This window comes from Nitratidesulfovibrio sp., assembly GCF_040373385.1.
Classification (GTDB): Bacteria; Desulfobacterota; Desulfovibrionia; order Desulfovibrionales; family Desulfovibrionaceae; genus Cupidesulfovibrio.
In genome coordinates this window covers 606,174-627,338 of the sequence record NZ_JBDXXH010000002.1, presented here as the reverse complement: position 1 = coordinate 627,338, position 21,165 = coordinate 606,174, and the positions used below count along the sequence as shown (strand labels likewise).

The following is a 21,165-nucleotide window of genomic DNA, read 5'->3' as shown; positions in this document are numbered from 1 at the left end:
ACGATCCATTCAGGAGAAAGAGAGTGCAGCGAGTCAACAAGGCCGCCTGTCTGCTGCTCGCGCTGGGCGTGCTGCTGGCGACGGGGTGCAAGCACGAGGCCAAGGGGTACTGGAAGGACACCCGCCGGTACTACCGGGAATATCTGAATACGCCCGCCAAGCTCGACCTTGAGGACAAGGGCGAGGTGGCACCCGCGGAAGCCCGCCTGGCCGAAGGGTTCGCCGGGATCGACATCCAGTTGCGCGCCCTTGAGCGGGCGCTGGAAAACAGCGACCGCAGGCCCGACACCGCCTGGGCCAAGCAGATGTTCCAGCGTTTTCCGTGGATCAGCGGCTTGGCCGCCGTGGACAGCGAAGGCAACGTCATGGCCCAGCAGCCCGAGGCGTCCATGAAGCCGCTGGATTTCGCCCCGCTGCTGAAGGAAGACGCCAAGCAGAACATGCGCGCCCTGCGCAGCTACGTGCAGGAAACCCCCATGGGCCCCGAGGTGTACGTGGGCGTGCCTGTGTACTCCGGGACCGATTTCCGGGGCCTCGTCATCGCCCATTTCGACATCCGCGCACTGCTGCCGTATTCGTCGCGCCCGGCGGACCTGATGATCGCCGCACCCGGCCAGGTCATGTGGCCCGGTCGCTTCGACGCGCAGGCCACCCCCATCGCTTCCACCGATTGGGGCAGCGTGGTCGACAAGAACGTCTACGGGTCCGTCGCCAACGCCAATGGCGAGTTCTACTGGGTGTCGCGCTACCTCGGCAACCTGCCGCTGGTCTTCGCCGTGCCCGAGGCTGGCAGCTTTCCCGAAAAGCCTGAACAGCTTGCCATCCTCAAGCAGGCCGCCGCCCTGGGTTCTGCCAACACCCCCAACGAGCCGGTGACCGAAATCCAGCCCGCCTACCCCGAACTTGACGAATCCGAGGGCAGCATCCTGACCAAGCCCGCGCCGCAGGCGTCGGACGATCAGAAGGTCAAGGAAGAAGCCATCCGATAAGGTTCGCGTTGCGCCGGGGCGTATCCGTTTCCGTCATCTGACGGGCGGTGCGCCCCGGCGCGCGCCGTTTCTGGCCTTTCCCTCATCCGCCGGGCCGCGCCCGGTACTTCCACACCGCGCCGCACTGGCGCGGTTCCGCCAGGAGCACTCCATGCCAGAGGTCACCGTCACCGAGCACCTGCTGCAACACCAGAAGCGTTCGCCTGCGGCCACCGGCCAGTTCACCACCCTGCTGAACGACCTCATCCTGTCCGCCAAGATCATCGCCCGCAGCGTGAACAAGGCGGGCCTGCTGGATGTTCTGGGCGGCACCGGCGAGGTCAACGTGCAGGGTGAGAACGTGCAGAAGCTGGACGAATTCGCCAACCGCGTGCTCATCTACCGCATGGAGCGCTCCGGCGCGCTGTGCGCCATGGGCTCTGAAGAAAACGCCGACATCATCCGCGTTTCCGAAAAGCTCACCCGGGGCGACTACATCCTCATCTTCGATCCGCTGGATGGTTCGTCCAACATCGACGTGAACATCAACGTCGGCACCATTTTCTCCATCCTGCGGCGCAAGTCGCCCTCGGGCGACGACGCCACCATGGAAGACGTGCTCCAGTCGGGCGCCGAGCAGGTGGCCGCAGGCTACATCCTGTACGGCCCCTCCACCATGCTGGTGTATTCCACCGGCCAGGGCGTGCACGGCTTCACCCTGGACCCCACCGTGGGCGAATTCCTGCTCTCGCACCCCGACATCCGCATTCCCGAGCGGGGCAAGATATACTCCGTCAACGAATCCTACTGGCACTACTGGGACGAAGCCACCCGCGAGGCCGTCGGCTACTTCAAGGGCACCGGCAACGAGCGCGGCAAACCCTATTCCCTGCGCTACGTGGGTTCCCTGGTTGCCGACTTCCACCGCACCCTGCTGTACGGCGGCATCTTCATGTACCCCATGGACCAGCGCGACCCGCAAAAGCCCCAGGGCAAGCTGCGCCTGCAGTGCGAAGCCTCGCCCCTGGCCTTTCTGGCCGAACAGGCTGGTGGCCTTGCCACCGACGGTACCGGGCGCATCCTGGACATCAAGCCCCAGGCGCTTCACGAGCGCGTGCCCCTGTTCATCGGCTCGCGCCGCGACGTGCAGGCCGTGACCGACATCTACACCCGCCACGCGAAGTAGGGTGGGGCAACGGCGCAAATATTATGGGAGGGAGGAACCCCTTTTGCGGCAGCCGTTGGGCGAACGCGCGGCGTGATCCTTACGGATGGCGACCGCAGAGCGCCAAAAGGGGTTCCTCCCTCCCCCTCCCACCTCCCCAAACGTTTTCATAGGGTTGTGCGGAACAATGCCCTCCGCAACTATCAGGCGGACAATTCCATGCTCTGTCTCGGCATAGAAACCTCGTGCGATGAAACCGCGCTGGCGCTTGTGCGCGACGGCGTGGTCATTGCCGACGTCATGTCCTCGCAGGCCGACGTGCACGCCCTGTTCGGCGGGGTGGTGCCGGAACTGGCCTCGCGCGAGCATTACCGGCTCATCGGTGCCTTGTGCGACGAGGTGCTGCGCCGCGCGGACGTGACCGCCGCCGACATCGACGTGGTGGCCGTGGCACGCGGGCCGGGCCTGCTGGGCAGCCTGCTGGTGGGCATGGGCTTTGCCAAGGGGTTGGCCCTGGCCACCGGCGCCCGACTGGTGGGAGTCAACCATCTGCACGCCCACCTGCTGGCGGCGGGCATTGCCGCAGAGATGGCGTACCCTGCGCTGGGCCTGCTGGTGTCCGGCGGGCATACCCACATCTACCGCATGGAATCGCCGCGCCACATGCCACTGCTGGGGCGCACCCTGGACGATGCGGCGGGCGAGGCCTTCGACAAGGTGGCCAAGCAGCTCGGCCTTGCCTATCCCGGCGGGCGCACCATCGACGAACTGGGGCGCAAGGGCAGGGTGACTCCGGCCATGTTTCCCCGGCCCTATGTCGATAACGACAACCTCGATTTCAGCTTCAGCGGCCTGAAGACCGCCGCCGGGCTGGTGGTGCAGGCCAACCCCGTTCTGATCGCCGCCGCGCGTGCCGTGGCGGCCGGTTTGACCGATGCGGCGGCTGATGCGCCCGCTGAGGCACCGGACGAGGCCCTGTGCGACTTCTGCGCCTCGTTCAACCACGCCGTGGCCGACACCCTGCGCATCAAGCTCGAACGGGCGCTGGTGCGCGAAAACGGACCGCTGCCCGGTACGCCCGCCACCCCGGCCAAAAAGAAGCGCAAAAAAAACGGGACGGCAGCGCGAGATGCCAGCCCCGCCGCCACGCACGGGGGGGCAACCCTTGTGACGGGCACGGGGCAGGGCAGGGCGGAACCCGACGTTCCCCGCGCCCCCGTAAGGGCACTGGTAGCCGCAGGTGGCGTGGCCGCCAACTCGTACGTGCGCGAGGCCCTGACCGATCTTGCCCGGCGCGCGGGCCTGCCGCTGCTTTTGCCGTCGCCCACCCTGTGCACCGACAACGGCATCATGGTGGCCCACGCGGGCTGGCTGCTGGCGTCCCTTGGGCTGGGGCACGACCTTGCGCTGGAGGCCATCCCGCGCGGGCGCTCGATTCCCGATGATTTCACCATGTTCCGCAATGTGTAGAAGCGGGCTGCCCACGCCGTCGTGCTTGACACGCCAGCAACGCCCTACTATTTCTTCATAGGTTGGCAGGAGGCGGGGCACCTGCCGGGGCATCGCCATGCGCGGTCCGCCGCGCAGCCCTCGCACGCCGCTCCTGCCCTTGCTGTTCCAGGTCCTGTCCGTATCGAGACCGGGCATTGACCGTCTCGGGTGCGGTCGCCGCATCGCATATACGACCAAAAGGAGTGCACCATGGCCGTTCAGATCACCGACGCCAACTTCGAAGCCAACGTCCTCAAATCCTCCCTTCCCGTGCTGATCGACTTCTGGGCTCCCTGGTGCGGTCCGTGTCGCGCGATGGGCCCCGTCATCGACGAACTGGCCGCCGAATACGACGGCAAGGTGCTCATCGCCAAGATGAACGTGGACGAGAACCCCGCCACCCCCTCCAAGTACGGCATCCGCGCCATTCCCACCCTGATCCTGTTCAAGGGCGGCGAAGTGGTCGAGCAGATCACCGGCGCCGTGTCCAAGAGCAGCATCAAGGACATGATCGCGCAGAAGGCCCTCGGCTAACATGAAGACATACGACGCCATCGTCATTGGAGGAGGGCCGGCCGGGATGACGGCCGCCCTCTATCTTTTGCGTTCCGGCGTGAGCGTCGCCTTCGTCGAAAAGCTGTCTCCCGGCGGCCAGGTACTCATGACCGCCGAAATAGAGAACTACCCCGGCTTTCCAAAGGGCATCCAGGGCTGGGAGCTGGCGGACCTGTTCGCCGCCCACCTTGAACGCTACCCCCACGACAAGTACAACGACGCGGTAACCGCGTTCGAACCCGCGCCCGGCGCCAACCGCGTGCGCGTGGGAGACGAGTGGATCACCGGCAAGACCGTTGTGGTCTGCTCCGGTGCCCGTTACAAGAAGCTGGGGCTGCCGGACGAAGACCGCCTGATCGGCAAGGGCATCTCGTATTGTGCCCTGTGCGACGGCAACTTCTTTCGTGGCCAGAAGGTCGGCGTGGTGGGCGGTGGCAACTCCGCCCTCGAGGAATCGCTGTACCTTGCCAAGCTGGTGGCCAACCTGCGCCTGATCCACCGCCGCGACGAGTTCCGCGGCTGCAAGTGCTACCAGGAAAAGGTGCAGTCCGCGCCCAACATCGACATCGAGTTTTCCTCAGTTGTTCGAAAGCTGCATGGCGACAACGGCCTGACCGGCGTCACCCTGGCCGACGTGAAGACGGGCGAAGAACGCTTCCTGCCGCTGGACGGGCTGTTCATTTTCATCGGTTTCGAACCCGTGGGCGACTTTCTGCCCGACGGCATCGACAAGGACCCGCAGGGCTTCATCATTACCGATACCGAAATGCGCACCAGCCTGCCGGGTGTCTTCGCCGCCGGGGATATCCGGTCGAAGGCCTGCCGTCAGGTGACCACCGCCGTCGGCGACGGAGCCACTGCCGCAACCGCAGCCTTCACCTACATGGAACAGCTCGATGCGTAACGCCCTTTCCCGTATCCTGTCCGCCGTGCCCCCCATGCTGTTGTTGCTGCTGCTTTCGGGTTGCGGCATCATTGACTACTTCTACCTGCCCCCGCCGGAAGAAACCGCGCAGGAACTCTTCGAGGCCGGCAACGACTCCATGCGCGAGAAGCGCTACGGCGAAGCTGCGGAATCCTTCAGCAAGCTGAAGGAACAGTTCCCGTTCAGCCCGTACACCATCGAGGCCGAACTTTCGCTTGCCGACGCCCACTTCCTGGATGAGGACTACCTGCTGGCGGGCGAAGCCTACAAGGAATTCGAAACCCTGCACCCCCGGCACGAGGCCATTCCCTACGTGCTGTACCAGGTGGGGCAGTCGCGCCAGAAAGCCTTTCTGTCCATCGACAGGCCCACCACGGGCCTGACGGAAGCCATCCAGTACTACCAGCGCCTGCGCGAAAGCTACCCCGGCACCGAATACGCCGAGAAGTCCAAGCAGCACATTGCCGAATGCCGCCGCCTGCTCGCCGAGCGCGAACTGTACATCGGCGACTTCTTCTGGCGTGCAGAACGCTATGGTGCCGCCTGGCGCCGCTACGTGTACGTGGTGGAGAACTTCCCGGAAATCGAGGATCTGCGCGACCACGCCGAAGCAAAGAGCAAGGTTGCCTACCTCAAGTACCGCCAGCAGCAGTCGCAGCAGGTGCAGGATCAGCGCGAAGGCTCGTGGAAGCGCTGGTTCAACTGGCTGTAGGATTTCCGGCAGCACATGCAGCACAGGGCGGCCCCCCCGAGGGAGGCCGCCCTTTCTTTTACCCGTAGCGTGACCTGGCTGTTCGGTGTCCTGCCCCCGCCATGCCCCATCGTGGCGTGCAGTGCCCCGTCGTGTTCGTGGTGCGATCAGTCCGGGCGTGACCAGGTGGAACCATGCCCGGTCTCGGCCATGCCATGGCAGCGGCAGCCGTGCGCGACAACATTCCTGCGAAAAGTGCAGAGGGCCGGGGGACTGGCTTGCAGCGGCGAACAAGACAACGACAGCCGGCAGCCGCCACCAGCCATGCCTGACATATCTGCCGGAAACGCACAGGGGGCCGCCCGTTCAGTGGAACGGACGGCCCCCTGCAATCTGGCAAAGTCCGGGCGGGGATCAGTTCAGGAACCCGCGCACCCCGGTGAACACGATCTGCGCGGACAACGCCGCCAGGATCAGCCCGGTGATCTTGCTGAGAATGGAAATACCGGTACGCCCCAGCAGCTTTTCGATGGCCGGGCCGATGTACAGGATCACCCCCACGCACACCACCGCGGCCAGCAGGCCCAGACTGGCCATGACCCGCTCCAGCGGGGCACGCACCGTGGCGCCCATGACCATCAGCGCACCGATGGTGGCAGGCCCCACGGTAATGGGAATGGCCAGCGGCACCACGCTGATGTCGCCGTTCACTTCCTGCACGCGCGAGGGCGAGGGGTCGCGCACCAGGGCCACGGCGGAAAGGAACAGCAACGAACCGGAGCCGATGCGAAAGGCATCAAGGGTGATGCCGAACAGGTCGAAGATGTATTCGCCGAAAAAATACAGGCACATGCACACGATGTACACGGCCACGCCCACCCGCACGGCAAGCCTGCGCTGCACCTGGGGCGTCATGTCCCTGGTCATGGTCAGGAACATGGTCAGCACGAAGAACGGGGTCAGCAGAAAGAACATCTTGACGAAGGTGGTCACGAACAGGTTGGCGATGGCGCTCATGGATGCCGCTCCGGTGGGGTGGCAGGGTGTGCATGCCCGGTTGCCCCGCCATATCGCGTATGGCGGGGCAGTGCAGGCGGATTGTACAGCGCCGGGTGGTTGCCGGGAATGGGGAATCTCCGGGCGACCGCCCGGAGTTGCGGACGATGCTAGGCGCGGTGAACGGGAAGCGCGCCGAACGACTGGCAGGTGGGCATGACCTCGATGCGGTTCACGTTGACGTGCGCCGGGCAGGACACGGCCCACGCAATGGTGTCCGCGATATCTTCCGGACGAAGCGGGTCGGTGCCCTGGTACAGCTTTGCAGCGCGGTCGGCATCACCACCAAAGCGCACCACGGAAAACTCGCTTTCCGCAAGTCCCGGTTCGATGTTGGTCACGCGCACGCCAGTGCCGTGCAGATCGGCCCGCAGGCCCCGCGAAAACTGCATGACGAACGCCTTGGTGCCACCATACACGTTGGCCCCGGGGTAGGCATAGGTGCCGGTGATGGATCCCAGGTTGACCACGTGGCCGCGCCCGCGCTCCACCATGCCGGGCAGCAGGGCACGGGTAACGTGCAGCAGCCCCTTGATGTTGGTGTCCACCATGGTCGTCCAGTCGTCCATGTTGCATCGGTGGGCGGGTTCCAGGCCCAGGGCAAGACCGGCATTGTTCACCAGCACATCCACGGCGCGCCACGCCTCGGGCAGGTTCTGAAGCGCGGCCTGCACCGCGTCGCCGTCGCGCACGTCGAAGCACAGCGGCAGGCACGTGTCGGCCCCCAGTTCCGCCACCAGCGCGTCCAGCCTGTCCTGGCGGCGTCCGGTGGCGATGATGCGCCAGCCGTCGGCGGCAAAGCGGCGGGCTGTGGCAGCGCCGAACCCGGCGGTGGCCCCGGTGATGCAGACGATGCCCCCGCCGGAAGCGGAATGGGCGGAAGCAGTGCGGGTGGTGACGGCAGTGGCGGTCATGGTGGCGTCCTGTGAGCTGAAAGTTCCTGTGAAGGCCGTAGCGCCGGGCGATTGCGGGGTGGGACGGCCCATGCCTGCACGCATGCGGGGGCGGGCGGCGGCACGGAGGCGCATACTAGCCCCGGCGCGTCCGGCAGGCAAGCCGTTCGCCTGCACAAACGGTGGTGGACGCTCAGGGGGCAGCCGCGATGCGCACGGCACATCTGCCGCACCAGCGTATCGACATGGAATGCGCCCCCGTGCTAGGCTTGTCACAAACATCGTCGCATTCCGGTGCGACGTCCCGGTGCCGACATGCTGCCGGATTCGCCCCCGCAGCGGCAGCAGTCACACCATTCCCTTGCCGCCCCGGACCACCCCGCGCCGCGCGTGGCGCACGTCCAACCGCAACACAGGAAGGCACACATGGCCCATACGTTCACCTATCCTCGCGACGTGAAAACCGTCTACTACTTCGGCACCTGCCTCGTGGACATGTCGTTCCCGCAGGCGGGCATGGCGGGCATGCACCTGCTGCGCCGCGCCGGGGTGGAGGTGGTCTTTCCGCAGGAACAGTCGTGCTGCGGCCAGCCCGCGTACAATTCCGGCTTCCTTGAAGAGGCCAGGGCCGTGGCCAGGGCGCAGATCAAGGCGTTCTCCAACGCCGACTGGCCCATCGTGGTGCCTTCCGGATCGTGCGCGGGCATGATGCGCCACCACTACCCGGAAATGTTCGCCAACGATTCGGAATACTTTGATGTGCGCAAGTTCTCCGAACGGGTTTTCGAACTGGGCGACTTTCTGCACAACGCCCTGCATGTGCGCTACGAGGACAAGGGCAAGCCGGTGAAGGTCACGTGGCATTCCTCGTGCCACGCCATGCGCGAGATGGGGGCGACCGCCGCGGCCAAGGCCCTCATCGGCCAGCTGTCCAACGTGGAACTGGTGGAGATAGAGCGCGAGTACGAATGCTGCGGCTTCGGCGGCACCTTCTCCATCAAGCAGCCGGAAATCTCCGCCGCCATGGTGGCGGACAAGATCGAGGACATCCGGGCAACCGGCGCCTCGGCCATCCTTTCCGGCGACTGCGGCTGTCTGATGAACATCGGCGGGGCCATGGAGCACAAGGGCGTGCCCGTGGCGCCCCGTCACCTTGCCGAATTCATATGGGAGCGCATCAATGGGTAGCCAGCACCTCGATTTTACGGCCAACGTCACCGAGGCCCTTGCCGACCGCCAGTTGCGCGCCAACTTCAAGTCGGCCCTTACCGGTCTGATGAAAAAACGCGTGGCCGTGCTGCCCGACGCCGAAGAGCGCGAACGCATGCGCGACGACGCAGAGGCCGCCAAGCGCAAGGCCCTGGCCAAGCTGCCGGAACTGCTGGAGCGGCTGGAGCGCAAGTGTACCGAAAACGGCATCATCGTGCATTGGGCCGAAACCACGGCAGAGGCCAACGAGATCATTCTGGGCATCATGCGCAGCCACGACGCCACCAAGCTGGTGAAGGGCAAGTCCATGGTCTCGGAAGAAATGCACCTGAACCACTTTCTGGAAACCCACGGCATCGAGGCGCTGGAAACGGACCTTGGCGAGTTCATCATCCAGCTGAACCACGAGCCGCCCTCGCACATCATCGTGCCCGCCATCCACAAGAACCGCCAGCAGGTGGGACGCATCTTCACCGACAACCTGGAAGGCATTCCCTACACCGACGTGGTGGAAGAACTGAACGCCATTGCCCGGCGCACCCTGCGTGAAAAGTTCCGCACCGGGCACGTGGGCCTTTCGGGCGTGAACTTTGCCGTGGCCGAAACGGGCACCCTGGTGCTGGTGGAAAACGAGGGCAATGGCCGGATGTGCACCACGGTGCCCCCGGTGCACGTGGCCGTCATGGGGCTGGAAAAGGTGGTGGAATCGCTGACCGACCTGCCGCCGCTGCTGCGTTTGCTGACGGCATCCGCCACGGGCCAGTTGGTCACCACCTACGTCAACTGCATCACCAGCCCCCGCAAGGATGGCGAGCGCGACGGCCCCAAGGAAATCCATCTGGTCATCCTGGACAATGGCCGCTCCCGGATGCTGGCCGACGCGCAGTTGCGCCGTACCCTGCAATGCATCCGCTGCGGCACCTGCCTTAACCACTGCCCGGTGTACATCCGCATCGGCGGGCACGCCTACGGCTCTGTGTATCCCGGCCCCATCGGCAAGATCCTCACCCCGCAGATCGACGGGCTGGCCGACAAGGGGGTGCTGGCCACTGCATCCAGCCTGTGCAACGCCTGCGAAGAGGTGTGCCCGGTGCGCATTCCCATTCCGGGCATCATCCGGCGCATGCGCACGGAAGCGTACGACGAGAAGGGCGACGGCGTGGTCAAGGGCCACGGCGCCAAGAAGAACCTGCTGGAAACACTGGTCTGGAAGGGCTGGGAACTGACCTACCGCATTCCGGCGTTGAACAGGTTCGTGGTGTCCATGCTGGGCAAGTTCGGCGAAAGGCTGCCCAACGTCGGTCCGCTGAAGGCGTGGACCAGCGTGCGCACCGCGCCACGCTTTGCGCCCAAGAGCCTGCACCAACTCGCCAAGGAAGAGGGGATCCGCCATGAGTAGCACCGCCCGCGACCGCATCTTCGCGCGCCTGCACGCGGCGCGCACCACCGTATCGCCCTACGTGCCCCAGGGCGGCAGTTGGCAGGCCCCCATGCTGGACAAGGCCCAGCGCATCGAACTGCTGAAAAAGCGCATGGAAACCGTGCGCTCGGAAGTGCACGTGCTGCCAGAGGCGGAATGGCCCGCCAAGCTTGCGGAACTGTTGAAGGCACGCGAGGCCAAGACCCTGACCTACGGCCACGATGCGTGGTTTGGCGGCACCCTGCGGTCCAAGATCAAGGGCAAGGGACTGCCCAAGCTGGTGCCCTACGGCGAAAACGTGGAAGCCTTCCGCGACGAACTGTTCGGCATCGACGTGGGCATTACCTCTACCCTGGGCGGCATTGCCGAAAACGGCACGCTCATCGTCTGGCCCACCCCGCAGGAACCGCGCCTGCTCTCGCTGGTGCCCACGGTGCACGTGGCATTGCTGAAGGCCGACACCATCCACAGCACCCTTGCCGAGGCCATGCGCGAAATGCGCTGGGCAGAAAACATGCCCACCAACGCGCTGCTCATCTCCGGCCCGTCCAAGACGGCGGACATCGAAATGACACTGGCCTTCGGGGTGCACGGGCCCAAGGAGTTGATCGTTCTCGTGTTGGAATAGGCGTCGCGACGCCCGACGAAAATCCGCATTGGCGAGGTGACTCGCCTCACAATGCCTGACAACCGCGCGCCGGAAAGGGGGATTCCCTTTTTCCGGCGCGTCGCGCATGGTGCGGCCAAACTGCACCCAAGGGGAAGAAGATGTCAGGGGACGACATGCACGCAGGCGTCACGCCGCAAGACCGCGCCACGCCCGGCCAGGCCTTCTACCGCCACTTCAAGGGGCGCTACTATCAGGTGGTGGGCGAGGCGCTGGACACGGCCACCGAGGGCAGGGTGGTGGTGTACCGCACCCTGTACCCGTCCGGCCATGCGCTGTTCACCCGCCCGTACGACGAATTCCACGGCTGGAAGGATAATGCCGATGGCCAGCGCGTGCGCTGGTTCACCCCGGTTGCGTATGCAGACCTGCCCGACGACGCACGCGCCCATGTCGTTGGGGTGCTGGAGCTGCTGACCGGGCAGGACGGCCCAAGCCAGCTTGGCGCTTAGCGGCGTTTGGTGAGCCGAGGGGAGGGCCGTTGTGCATTCGTACCACCACCGCGTTCCCCCTTTCCCGAACAAGGGTTCGATTTCCGCCGCCACCAAGATGGCTTCCAAGGTAGTCCGGCAAAGTTCCCCCAAGCTGTTATACACAATCTACTTATACTCCAAATAGAGCAGCTAGATCGACATCGGCAGCTGTCGCGTTGATCAAACGCACTCTTCTTGCCTGCATGGCGCTATGCCCGTTAACTTCGACTCTAGAATATTGTGACGCAGCGATGCAAAATACCTTTTCCATACGTGCAATAAATTCTGGGGTGGTCGCCTCTGGAGCAACAATATCAATCACGGGGTTCGGATGACTGCGAAGGATGTCGTTAAAATGCTCATCCGCGTTATTGAAAGAATAACCAACTACAACAATATGCGTTGCCTCCCTCACCCATCTGGATGCCTGACCCCATAATTCGATATAACGATGGGAGAGAATCGGTTTAAGCCTCAACGGAGGTACCAAAGCCGGGATGACGTGCCTCTGCTGCCGCAGATCATCCTGCGTCACATCCACATTGGGCATGACTAACTCACGAATAAATCGCACCGGATCGCAGGTATGGATGCTGTCTATCGGCAACAAATTCCTCGTGTCCATACGGACGTATTCTGCCAAGCCACCATGAAAATACAATGTCCGTTCCAAACCCAACCGTTGTTGCAGGAACGCTGTGTAGTTGAGAGTGATAGCGCGAACGCCTTCAGGAATATTGCTATAAAATGGCAAGGGATCAGCATTATGAACCGCCAGAACTTCGTTCTGCTTGGCAACTAGGTAAGCCCAAAGCGACCATGCGATATACAGATAGTTTTTGATATCGGATGGCTTGTCATTGTAGAATCCGAGAAACTTTTCAATAAGCAACGTTTCGATGTTCAGCATGTCCGCACCAAGTGCAGCCGCAACTTCATGGTGTTCACCGGACAGGCCCATCTTTAGAGTGCGCTTGAGAACGGTTTTGAATGTATCGGACAAAGACAGCTTGTGAATATCAAGTATCGAATCACTGTCGATTAAATCTTCGGCATCTGCTGGAAAGACATCACGGATCAAATTTTCGGTTTCTTCATCAAGCTGGCTTTGCTCGGCAATACTCGCCAGCTTATTAAAAAGGCGGATGATCAACTCGCCATGCTTCGTTATGGCTTCCCGCCCTGCTGGCAAGTCAGCAATGGCTGCCTGCACCCGCTGCACCATAGCCCTTTGTTCGTGCGGCTCGCGCGTTGCAATTTTGTCTACTGCCCGAGCTATCATGTTGTTGAAGCTGAAACGCAGCCCAGGAAGCATGGCACGTAGTGCTTCGTCCACCGGCTTGCCCGGTCCATCCAGGTAACGCGTAACGTCAGCCAACAATGTGCTGGCCAGCGGGAAATCGATGCCTGCGGTACGGTCAACGCCTGCGCCAGTAATTAGCAGCATTCTTATTGCTCCTTCATCGATTAAAATGGAGTTTGCCCGCTGCTTTGGAGTCGAATTCCAAAGACAAAAAAGGCCTGTTCATCATCCGGTTGCAGCGTCTTCCATGAGAATCACCTCTTAGCGTACCCAAAAACTGGTTAAGGCGGATAATACACGGATAACTCAAAACTATCTATAAAACATGCTGCATAAAAACAGTATACTGAGGTTCCAATTCGATTTTCGTGCCGTCACGCTTCTTATCGGACAGAACCAGCCGTCACTATCTGCCCCCTCGCAACCTACCGTCTGAAGTCGATGTTCATCATCAATGACGGCGTGATGCGCTCCTTGCTGGTCACGCTGAACAGGCCGTGCTAGGATGCCGTGCGCCTGCACCCTGGCCATGGCCATGGCGGGCCGCGTTCCGCTGCGGCGGCAACGTTTGCGAAGGCGCGCATACCGCAGCCTGTCACGGCAACGCACATCCGCGCCGCACCCCACAAGACCTCACAGGACAGGCCAGCCCGGAGGCGTCATGCAACCCCACGATTACGAAACCGCCCTGCGCGAAAAGAACGCCGCCGCGCTGTCTTCCGTGCTGGCCGCCGTGCTGCTGACCACGCTCAAGCTGGGGGTGGGCGTATCCACCAACAGCCTGGGCATCCTGTCGGAGGCGGCGCACAGCGGGCTGGACCTGGTGGCCGCCGCCGTCACGTGGTTCGCGGTGCACATTTCATCCCGCCCGCCCGACGCACGCCACCCTTACGGCCACGGCAAGATCGAAAACCTCTCCGCCCTGGTGGAAACGCTGCTGCTGCTGGCGACCTGCGGATGGATCGTGTGGGAAGCCATGCACCGGCTGTTCGTGGAGCCGGAAACGGTGGTGCCGTCGGCGTGGGGACTTGGGGTGATGGGCGTGTCCATCGTGGTGGATATCTCGCGCTCGCGCATGCTGCGCCGCGTGGCCAAGAAGTACAACAGCCAGGCCCTGGAGGCCGACGCGCTGCACTTTTCCACCGACATCTGGTCGTCTGCCGTGGTCATCGTGGGTCTGCTGGCCTTGCTGGCGGCGGACCTGCTGCCGCAGGGCTCGGCCCTGCGCCCCGTGCTGGAACGCGCCGACGCCGTGGCCGCCCTTGCGGTGTGCGGCATCGTGGTGCACGTCAGCCTCAGCCTTGGCCGACGCGCCGTGGATGCGCTGCTGGACGGCGGCGACGCAGGGCTTGCCGGGCGCATCGAGGCCGCCGTGGTCGCCCAGCCCGGCGTGGTGCGGGTGGAACGCACCCGGGTGCGCGAAAGTGGGCCGCACGCCTTCGTGGACATGACCATCATCGTGGCGGCAGGGCTGTCGCTGGACGCGGCCCACGAAATCACCCGCCAGGCGGAAGCCGCCGTGCGTCAGGTGGCCCCCGGCGCGGACGTGACCATCCATTTCGAACCCCAGCAGGCCGGGGAGCGCGGCGTGGTGGACCGCATTCGCTGCGTGGCCGCCGCCCACGCGCTGCCCGTGCACGCCGTGGAGGTCATAGAGACGCAGCCCGACGTCGCGGCCCCGCACGACCTGATGGTGGAACTTCATGTGGAGCTTGAAGGGCGGATGCCCCTGGCCGATGCCCACGCCCGCGTGACCGCCTTCGAAGAGGCCCTGCGCGCCGAACTCGGTCCGCTGCACGTGGCCACGCACATCGAACCCGCACCGGATGCGGCGGGTACGACGCCCCCCACGCCGTCGCGCCTGATGGAATCGCCGCGCATCCTGGCCGCCGTGCAGGCCGCCACCGATGCCGAACCTGGCGTGCACGACTGCCACCACATGCACGTGCGCAGACAGGGCGAGGACATCTCCTTGAGCTTCCACTGTCGCATGGCCCCGGAAACCCCTGTCACCGAGGCGCACCGCGTGTCCGCCGCGCTGGAGGCACGCCTGCGCGCCAGCCTGCCCGAACTGGGGCGGGTGGTCGTGCACATGGAGCCGGTGGGGGAGTAGGACCGGCTGCGTCACTGCCTCGGCCTCACGGTTGCTTGCCAGGCCAGGCCCCACGCTGCCTGCGGGCCATCCGCGCGGGGCACTCCCAAGCGGCCCTGCCGTACCCGCCCGACGCGCATCGACACCCCGCGACACGCCGTCGCGTCGGCTTCCATGACGGTGGCGGCAAGCATCCGTGCGGATGTCATGCCTCCGCGCCCCCGGCCTTTTCTCCGGTTTAAGAACCCCCAAGTTATACTACAGCAAACAGGCAGCCCAAGCTAGCTTCGCGGTATTCCCTGCCCCCGCGAGACAGTACGCACGAGGCGCCCATGCCGTTCCATCCGTTCAAAGGGTCCATTCGCAAGAAGCTTGCGCTGCTGATCCTCGTGTCCGCGTTGCCCACGCTGGCCCTTATCGTCGTCCTGGGGTTGCAGGCCAGAAACAAGGCCATCGATGACGCCACGCATGGACTGCAAGGCTTTGTCCGCACTGCGGCCGAAACCCAGGTGCGGGCCACCACGGCAACCCGCCTGCTCCTGGAAAACCTGTCTCGCGTGCCGGACGTGCAGCGTGCCGACATTGCGTCCTGCACCCGCATCTTCGTCAATGTGCTCCGTATCAACCAACAACGCTATTCCGCCCTGCATCTGGTTGACCTGGAAGGCAACATCATGGCCACCGGCGGTGCATCGACCGGAGTCAACTTTGCCGGCGTGAAGCATTTCCAGGATGTGCTGAAGACCAGGGGCTTCGTCGTGGGCGAGTATCAGCTCGGGGTAAGCCTGGGCGTACCCGTACTGCCCTTCGGCTGTCCTGTCATCGGCCCCGACGGCACTGTCCGCGCGGTATTGCTGGCCAGCATCCTGCTGAGCAGTTATGGCGACCAGTTCGCCGAAATGCGTTTTCCACCCGACTCCTTCTTCGGCGTTTGCGATCACCAGGGAATCCGCCTGTTCCGCTTTCCCGAAACCGATGACATCCTCATCGGTCGCCCCATCCACGCCCCCATGTTCGCCACCGCCTCGGCTGATGGCGAGGAAGGCCTTGTGGAAGACCTGGGGTCGGACGGAGTGCTGCGCCTCGTGGCCTTCCGGAAGATTCGCACCAGTCCGGAAGCCCCGCCCTACATGTACATGTTCGCGGGCACTCCCAAGACAAGGATTCATGCCCAGGCGTTGGAAATCCTGTGGCGAGACCTGAGCATCCTGCTGCTGATGGTGGGCCTCACGTTGTTCAGCGGCTGGTTTTTCGGCGGACGCAACATGGGCCGCAGACTGGAAGAGCTTGCTGCGGCGGCGCAGCGCATTGGCGAAGGCGATCTGAATACGCGCGTCGGGCCGGAGCCGGGGGTTACCGAAATCGACATCCTGGCTCGATCCTTCAACGACATGGCCAGCGCGCTGGAGCGCGACAGGGCAGAACGCGCCCGCACCGAGGCCGAACTGCGCGAGGCAAGAAGCCAGGCCGAAGTCGCCAACCGGGCCAAAAGCCTGTTCCTGGCCAACATGAGCCATGAACTGCGCACCCCGCTCAATGGCCTGCTCGGCATGCTGCAACTCATCAAGGGCAACGAGAATGCCAATGAACGGGACGCGTTTCTGGATCTTGCCCAGCGTTCCGGACGCCGCCTGACAGACCTGCTGGGCGACCTGCTGGACCTGTCGCGCATAGAGGCCGGGGGCATGCGCATCGAAAGCAGGCCCTTTGCCCTGGCCAGCACCTTTGCGGCGCTGGCGGAAACATTCTCGCCCATGCACCAGAGCAAGCGGGTTCCCCTCGTTATCGCGTGCGCACCGGAGATTCCGCCGGTACTCGTGGGGGACGAGATTCACCTCCGGCAAATCCTGTTCAACCTCGTGGGCAACGCCATGAAGTTCACCGAAAGGGGCGAGGTCCGCCTGGAGGTCTTTCCGTTGCTGCCCATGCCTTCCGGCGAAATACGAGTGCTGTTCATCGTCAGCGATACCGGCATCGGCATTCCGGACGACAAGCTGGACCACATCGTCCGGCCCTTTGCCCAGGTGGAGGAAAGCTACACCCGATCCCATCAGGGGGCCGGCCTTGGCCTGTCCATCGTGCGCAACCTCGTTGTCGCCATGGGCGGAACCCTGCAATTCGACAGCCTGATGGGGCAGGGCACCCACGTCTGCCTGACCCTGCCCTTCACCATTCCCAACCGGACAACGCACATCGCCCCGCCGGAAGAAGCCCCCGCCAGCACCGGGCAAGGCGGGCTGCGCATCCTGCTGGCCGAGGACGACGAAGTAAGCCGACTGTGCGCCCGGCGGCTGCTGGAACAGCTGGGCCACGAGGTGACCACCACAGCCAACGGCGCCCAGGCGCTGGATGCCTTGCGCGCCAAGCGCTTCGACTGCGTGCTCATGGATGTTCAGATGGATGTGATGGACGGAGTGGAGGCCACGCGGCACATCCGTGGCGGCGATTCCGGCGTGCTGGATGCGCGGATTCCCGTCATAGCCATGACCGCCTATGCCATGACCGGCGACAGGGAGAAATTCCTGGCCGAGGGCATGGACGGCTACGTGTCCAAGCCGGTCATGGCTGCCGAACTTGCCGCCGCCATCGACAGTGCCGTGGCCCGGCGCAAGGCTGCATGACCCGCGCCGTGCGCACGTACCATGCCCGGAAAGGGCAGCGCGGCGCGTGAAAACGCAAGCGGTTACTCGCATCGGGGTTGCGCGGCGGGCAAAAAAACGTACAATCCCCAGTTACCCGACGGCTTTGGCCCTGGCCGCGCGCCGGGTTTGTACGTTTGCGCATGCCGCATGCCGTACCTTCCTTGTACCGCATCCCGTCCCGTACGGCAGCTCCGGAGCCTTTGTATGCCCGCACCCGATCTTGGCCGCTTCATCGCCGGTTTTCGGCGTTTTCAGAAAAGCTGGTTCTGCCGCGACCACAACCTGTTCGAAAACCTGGTGGAAGAGCAGGCCCCCAAGGCGCTGGTCATCGCGTGCAGCGATTCGCGCGTGGATCCGGCCCTGCTGCTGGACTGCAACCCCGGCGACCTGTTCGTGGTACGCAACGTGGCCAACCTTGTCCCCCCGTACGAGGCGCACACCACCACCCAGCACGGGGTCAGCGCCGCACTGGAATTCGCCGTACGCAGCCTGAAGGTTGAAGACATCATCATTCTGGGCCACGCCCGCTGCGGCGGCATCAAGGTATTGCTCTCCGGCGCGGCGGGTGGCCGGGACGACACGGAATTCCTGTCGCGCTGGGTCAGCATTGCCGCGCCCGCGCAAGAAAGGGTGCAGCAGAGCTGCCCGCACTGTTCCGATCAGGAACTGCACCGCGCCTGCGAGCAGGAATCCATCCTTGTCTCGCTGGAAAACCTGATGACCTTCCCCTGGCTGCGCGAACGGGTGGAGCAGGGCGAACTTTCGCTGCACGGCTGGTTCTTCGACCTGGAGAAGGGCGAGCTGCTGGGCTGGGACGCGGCCACCAACACCTTCCAGCCCATGGTGCGCGAATGCGTCTGACCGCGTTTGCGGCGTAACGGTCCGCCACGCCGGGCGGCATCGCGCATGCCCGGCCATCTCGCCGTGTGCCACGCGGCGTATTCCTTCCTTCGAACACCTTGAGAAAAGCCGCCGTGCATCGTAAGGTGGCAAACGGAGCAAAGGCGCTCCTGCCGCCCCGCGCCCGCCAGTCGGCACCGCGACCGGCGGAAGGCGCCCCCAGCACGCGCCATGCGCAGGCCGGGGGCGTTTTTCCCGTCTCCGGGGCACCCACGCACGGACAACACGGCCTGGCCGTCGTACGGATATTCCCGCATGTTCTTCTCCAAATTCTTCTCCGGATCGCGCAACGAACCCGATGACGCCCCCCGAGGTGCCAGCGCGTCCGGCGACACGCCTTCCGCAGGCGCGCCATCGGGCAGCGCCGCTTCCGATACCGGTTCCGGCCAGACCGCCGACAGCACTGACAACGCCACCAATGGCGCCAATGGTGCCAATGATGCCACCAGGGGCGGCAGTGTGCCGGAATCACCGGAAAAGGCCCACGACGGTGGCCGGTTCGGCGGGCTGGGCGACCTGCTGGGCGACCAGGAGCGCAAGTACGTTCTGGCCTACATCGTCATCGGCATCGTGCTGGTGGAGTTTCTGGTGGCCATCGTGGCCATCTGGCAGGGTGTGGCCAACGTGCAGAGCATGCCCGACGGCACGGTGCGCTTCCGCTTTCCGTGGGGCGGGTACCTTGTTTCGGTGGCAGCCGCGCCGGTGGTGGTGCTGCTGGTGTTGCAGGTCATTGCGCTGGGGTATTCGCGCCTGATCAAGGGCGACCCGGTGCTGACCGAAGCGCAGTTGCGCCAGTTGCCGCCGTGGCTGCAAAAGATGCTGGCCGCCGTGAACGGCGTGCCCACCATTCTGTTGCTGCTGGGCGTAACCCTGCTGGCCACGGTGATCTACTATTTCGACAAGGTGCTGGGCTTCATCATCCGCCTGGGCGAATCCACCGAGCATCTGGTGCTGTGGGTGGGCGGCGGCGTGCTGGCCGCGTGGTGCGTGGGCTATCTGGGGCGGATGCTGTTCGCCTACAAGGTGCGCCGCATGCAGGAGGAATACGCCTACCGGCGCGAGGTGCTGGAACGTACCGGTATGATCATCGTGGACCGGCGGACCATGCTGGCCCAATTGCCCGGACAGAACGAGGCCATGATGCCGCGTGCCCTGCCGGGCACCATCGACGTATCGCCATCCGGCGGTGGGCAGGCCGCCAGGGTGCTGCCGCCCGCGCCTCCGGCACAGGCCACCGTGATGCAGGACGTGCAGCCGGTACCGCCCGCGGCGCCGGTTGCCCCCGCCGATTACGTGGTTGAGGATGCATCGCCTGATGTGCCGAGCGGGCCTGACGTGACGGACGTGGCGGGCGAGCCTGATGTGACGGACGTGCCTGATGTGCCGAGCGGGCCGGATACGGTGGATGAGGCAGATATGCCAGACGCCACAAACGCGACGCATGCGACGGATACGCCGTACGCAGCCGACGCGCCCCGTGTGGCAACGCCGCACGATGCCCCCATTCCCCCACCTGCCGCACCAGCCAGCGCACCTGTCAGCGCCCCCGCCAGCGAACCTGAAGGCGAAGCCATCGAACCGGGGTTGCACGAACCGTCCCCCCGCAAGGCTACGCCGCAGCCCATTCCCCTGCCGCTCTCCCAGCCCCTGCCGGATGAAAGCGCCCCCGCGCCCAAAAAGCCCCGCGCGCGCAAGAAGCCTTCGGAGTAGCCGGGCGGCCCGAAAGCGAAAGGGCGGCACGCTCCGCGCTGGGGACCATCCCCCCGCGCCCCGTATCCCGCTCATGTCCCCAAAACAACCGAAAGCCGGGTGGCGTTGCGTAACGCCACCCGGCTTGCTGATTTCTGCGGGTGCGGTTTCGGTCAGTGCTTCACCAGCCGCTACCACTCACCGGGGGCAAGCCCCAGCAGCCGCTGCACCTTGACGATGGCCGCATCGCGCGACCTGCGGCCCGCCGGGGCGGGGTTGTCGTCCTCGTCCTCCAGCAGGTGGGCGAACAGCACGGTACGGCCATCCGCATGCCGGGCCCAGCCCACGAACCAGCCAATCTGCCGGTCTTCGTCGCGGCTGCCGTCGGGCAGCAGGCGCACCCCGCTGCCGGTCTTGCCGTACAGCTTCCAGCCGCCCTGCAAATCCTGCACGAACAGGATGCGCCGGGTCATTTCCTGCGCGTGCGCCGACACCGGCAACTCGGAGCGCACCAGCCTGCCGATGAAGTCCACTTCTTCCTGCGGCGAGATGGCAAGGCTGCTGGACAGCCACGAGCGGGTCAGGCCGTCGTCCGTGCCTGCTGTACCGCGCCGCCCCGAAACGTCGCGGTTACCGTAGCCGAAGCGGTCCACGTAGGCCTTGAAGCGCTCCATGCCCAGCTCGCGCGTGGTGGCCTGTGAATACCACACGCAGCTGTTGCGCATCCACATGACCGGGTCGTGCGGCTGCTTCCACATGTCGTAGGCCACGTTCAGGCTTTCGTCGTAGGGGCGCACGGGGTGCGTTTCGTCTATCAGGATGCCCGCGTCGTAGCCCATGAGGCTGATGGCGATCTTGAAGGTGGAGCAGGGCGCGCGGCGGGTGGCCAGGTCGCCTTCTGCCGCCAGCACCTCGTCGCCTTCGCGCGCAAGAAAGCTGTTGGCGGCGCTGGCCGGTGCGGGCAGGGCCGCGCACAGTGCAAACAGCAGCGCCAGTGCCGCCAGGGGGAAAACACGATGCATCAGC

At 64.6% G+C, this 21,165-nt stretch carries 17 protein-coding genes and 1 pseudogene; 14 read left to right on the top strand and 4 right to left on the bottom strand.

The window, feature by feature from the left end; translation table 11 throughout:
- Window positions 1–23 precede the first annotated feature (23 nt).
- From ABWO17_RS05760 to ABWO17_RS05730, 6 genes and pseudogenes are all read left to right on the top strand, one after another.
- A complete protein-coding gene (locus tag ABWO17_RS05760) occupies window positions 24–989 on the top strand; it encodes a PDC sensor domain-containing protein (protein ID WP_353116601.1) in 966 nt (321 codons plus the stop codon).
- A gap of 151 nt (window positions 990–1,140) precedes the next feature.
- Window positions 1,141–2,154 carry a class 1 fructose-bisphosphatase gene (gene fbp, locus ABWO17_RS05755; protein WP_353116600.1) on the top strand — a complete coding sequence of 338 codons (1,014 nt, stop codon included), beginning with the start codon at window positions 1,141–1,143 and terminating at the stop codon, window positions 2,152–2,154.
- 198 nt (window positions 2,155–2,352) lie between these two features.
- A pseudogene (gene tsaD / locus ABWO17_RS05750) lies at window positions 2,353–3,495 on the top strand (tRNA (adenosine(37)-N6)-threonylcarbamoyltransferase complex transferase subunit TsaD); the annotation flags it as partial.
- A 339-nt stretch (window positions 3,496–3,834) separates the two neighbouring features.
- Window positions 3,835–4,158, top strand: coding sequence for a thioredoxin (gene trxA / locus ABWO17_RS05740; RefSeq protein ID WP_309541912.1), 324 nt, complete (start codon window positions 3,835–3,837; stop codon window positions 4,156–4,158).
- 1 nt (window position 4,159) lies between these two features.
- Entirely contained in the window at window positions 4,160–5,083 is a 924-nt protein-coding gene (locus tag ABWO17_RS05735) for an NAD(P)/FAD-dependent oxidoreductase (protein WP_353116599.1), read from the top strand.
- Complete coding sequence (locus ABWO17_RS05730) at window positions 5,076–5,816, top strand: outer membrane protein assembly factor BamD (protein WP_353116598.1); 741 nt, start codon at window positions 5,076–5,078, stop codon at window positions 5,814–5,816. The genes ABWO17_RS05735 and ABWO17_RS05730 overlap by 8 nt, the downstream gene beginning before the upstream one ends.
- Window positions 5,817–6,209: 393 nt before the next feature.
- Here ABWO17_RS05730 and ABWO17_RS05725 read toward each other — a convergent pair whose 3' ends face one another.
- Window positions 6,210–6,812 carry a MarC family protein gene (locus tag ABWO17_RS05725; RefSeq protein ID WP_353116597.1) on the bottom strand — a complete coding sequence of 201 codons (603 nt, stop codon included), beginning with the start codon at window positions 6,810–6,812 and terminating at the stop codon, window positions 6,210–6,212.
- Between the two features lie 149 nt (window positions 6,813–6,961).
- A complete protein-coding gene (locus ABWO17_RS05720) occupies window positions 6,962–7,765 on the bottom strand; it encodes an SDR family NAD(P)-dependent oxidoreductase (RefSeq protein ID WP_353116596.1) in 804 nt (267 codons plus the stop codon).
- Between the two features lie 405 nt (window positions 7,766–8,170).
- On the opposite strand from ABWO17_RS05720, the gene ABWO17_RS05715 reads away from it, so the two are divergent.
- The 4 genes from ABWO17_RS05715 to ABWO17_RS05700 all read left to right on the top strand — a co-directional run bounded on the left by ABWO17_RS05715 (window position 8,171) and on the right by ABWO17_RS05700 (window position 11,492).
- Window positions 8,171–8,932 carry a (Fe-S)-binding protein gene (locus tag ABWO17_RS05715; protein WP_353116595.1) on the top strand — a complete coding sequence of 254 codons (762 nt, stop codon included), beginning with the start codon at window positions 8,171–8,173 and terminating at the stop codon, window positions 8,930–8,932.
- Window positions 8,925–10,352 carry a LutB/LldF family L-lactate oxidation iron-sulfur protein gene (locus tag ABWO17_RS05710; RefSeq protein WP_353116594.1) on the top strand — a complete coding sequence of 476 codons (1,428 nt, stop codon included), beginning with the start codon at window positions 8,925–8,927 and terminating at the stop codon, window positions 10,350–10,352. Before ABWO17_RS05715 ends, ABWO17_RS05710 begins: the two co-directional genes overlap by 8 nt.
- Entirely contained in the window at window positions 10,345–11,001 is a 657-nt protein-coding gene (locus ABWO17_RS05705; protein ID WP_353116593.1) for a LutC/YkgG family protein, read from the top strand. The genes ABWO17_RS05710 and ABWO17_RS05705 overlap by 8 nt, the downstream gene beginning before the upstream one ends.
- 155 nt (window positions 11,002–11,156) lie before the next feature.
- Window positions 11,157–11,492 carry a DUF1653 domain-containing protein gene (locus tag ABWO17_RS05700; protein ID WP_353116592.1) on the top strand — a complete coding sequence of 112 codons (336 nt, stop codon included), beginning with the start codon at window positions 11,157–11,159 and terminating at the stop codon, window positions 11,490–11,492.
- 151 nt (window positions 11,493–11,643) lie between these two features.
- Here the strand turns inward: ABWO17_RS05700 and ABWO17_RS05695 are convergent, their stop codons facing one another.
- On the bottom strand, window positions 11,644–12,960 hold the full coding sequence (locus ABWO17_RS05695) for a hypothetical protein (protein WP_353116591.1): 1,317 nt from the start codon (window positions 12,958–12,960) through the stop codon (window positions 11,644–11,646).
- A gap of 517 nt (window positions 12,961–13,477) precedes the next feature.
- On the opposite strand from ABWO17_RS05695, the gene ABWO17_RS05690 reads away from it, so the two are divergent.
- The 4 genes from ABWO17_RS05690 to ABWO17_RS05675 all read left to right on the top strand — a co-directional run bounded on the left by ABWO17_RS05690 (window position 13,478) and on the right by ABWO17_RS05675 (window position 20,160).
- Window positions 13,478–14,929, top strand: coding sequence for a cation-efflux pump (locus tag ABWO17_RS05690; protein ID WP_353116590.1), 1,452 nt, complete (start codon window positions 13,478–13,480; stop codon window positions 14,927–14,929).
- Window positions 14,930–15,240: 311 nt separating this feature from the next.
- Window positions 15,241–17,529 (top strand): hybrid sensor histidine kinase/response regulator, encoded by a 2,289-nt coding sequence (locus ABWO17_RS05685; RefSeq protein ID WP_353116589.1) that lies wholly within the window; start codon window positions 15,241–15,243, stop codon window positions 17,527–17,529.
- A 225-nt stretch (window positions 17,530–17,754) separates the two neighbouring features.
- On the top strand, window positions 17,755–18,411 hold the full coding sequence (locus tag ABWO17_RS05680; RefSeq protein ID WP_353116588.1) for a carbonic anhydrase: 657 nt from the start codon (window positions 17,755–17,757) through the stop codon (window positions 18,409–18,411).
- Window positions 18,412–18,705: 294 nt separating this feature from the next.
- A complete protein-coding gene (locus ABWO17_RS05675) occupies window positions 18,706–20,160 on the top strand; it encodes a hypothetical protein (protein WP_353116587.1) in 1,455 nt (484 codons plus the stop codon).
- A gap of 170 nt (window positions 20,161–20,330) precedes the next feature.
- Here the strand turns inward: ABWO17_RS05675 and blaOXA are convergent, their stop codons facing one another.
- Window positions 20,331–21,161 carry a class D beta-lactamase gene (gene blaOXA / locus ABWO17_RS05670; protein ID WP_353116586.1) on the bottom strand — a complete coding sequence of 277 codons (831 nt, stop codon included), beginning with the start codon at window positions 21,159–21,161 and terminating at the stop codon, window positions 20,331–20,333.
- Between the last annotated feature and the right edge of the window lie 4 nt (window positions 21,162–21,165).

Excerpts from the sequence above, each read along its gene's own strand:
- ABWO17_RS05695 (WP_353116591.1), bottom strand. The coding sequence starts at position 12,960 with ATGCTGCTAATTACTGGCGCAGGCGTTGACCGTACCGCAGGCATCGAT.
- ABWO17_RS05730 (WP_353116598.1), top strand. The coding sequence starts at position 5,076 with ATGCGTAACGCCCTTTCCCGTATCCTGTCCGCCGTGCCCCCCATGCTG.
- ABWO17_RS05705 (WP_353116593.1), top strand. The coding sequence starts at position 10,345 with ATGAGTAGCACCGCCCGCGACCGCATCTTCGCGCGCCTGCACGCGGCG.
- ABWO17_RS05710 (WP_353116594.1), top strand. The coding sequence starts at position 8,925 with ATGGGTAGCCAGCACCTCGATTTTACGGCCAACGTCACCGAGGCCCTT.
- ABWO17_RS05720 (WP_353116596.1), bottom strand. The coding sequence starts at position 7,765 with ATGACCGCCACTGCCGTCACCACCCGCACTGCTTCCGCCCATTCCGCT.
- ABWO17_RS05715 (WP_353116595.1), top strand. The coding sequence starts at position 8,171 with ATGGCCCATACGTTCACCTATCCTCGCGACGTGAAAACCGTCTACTAC.
- ABWO17_RS05735 (WP_353116599.1), top strand. The coding sequence starts at position 4,160 with ATGAAGACATACGACGCCATCGTCATTGGAGGAGGGCCGGCCGGGATG.
- blaOXA (WP_353116586.1), bottom strand. The coding sequence starts at position 21,161 with ATGCATCGTGTTTTCCCCCTGGCGGCACTGGCGCTGCTGTTTGCACTG.
- ABWO17_RS05690 (WP_353116590.1), top strand. The coding sequence starts at position 13,478 with ATGCAACCCCACGATTACGAAACCGCCCTGCGCGAAAAGAACGCCGCC.
- ABWO17_RS05700 (WP_353116592.1), top strand. The coding sequence starts at position 11,157 with ATGCACGCAGGCGTCACGCCGCAAGACCGCGCCACGCCCGGCCAGGCC.
- trxA (WP_309541912.1), top strand. The coding sequence starts at position 3,835 with ATGGCCGTTCAGATCACCGACGCCAACTTCGAAGCCAACGTCCTCAAA.
- fbp (WP_353116600.1), top strand. The coding sequence starts at position 1,141 with ATGCCAGAGGTCACCGTCACCGAGCACCTGCTGCAACACCAGAAGCGT.
- ABWO17_RS05725 (WP_353116597.1), bottom strand. The coding sequence starts at position 6,812 with ATGAGCGCCATCGCCAACCTGTTCGTGACCACCTTCGTCAAGATGTTC.
- ABWO17_RS05675 (WP_353116587.1), top strand. The coding sequence starts at position 18,706 with ATGTTCTTCTCCAAATTCTTCTCCGGATCGCGCAACGAACCCGATGAC.
- ABWO17_RS05680 (WP_353116588.1), top strand. The coding sequence starts at position 17,755 with ATGCCCGCACCCGATCTTGGCCGCTTCATCGCCGGTTTTCGGCGTTTT.
- ABWO17_RS05685 (WP_353116589.1), top strand. The coding sequence starts at position 15,241 with ATGCCGTTCCATCCGTTCAAAGGGTCCATTCGCAAGAAGCTTGCGCTG.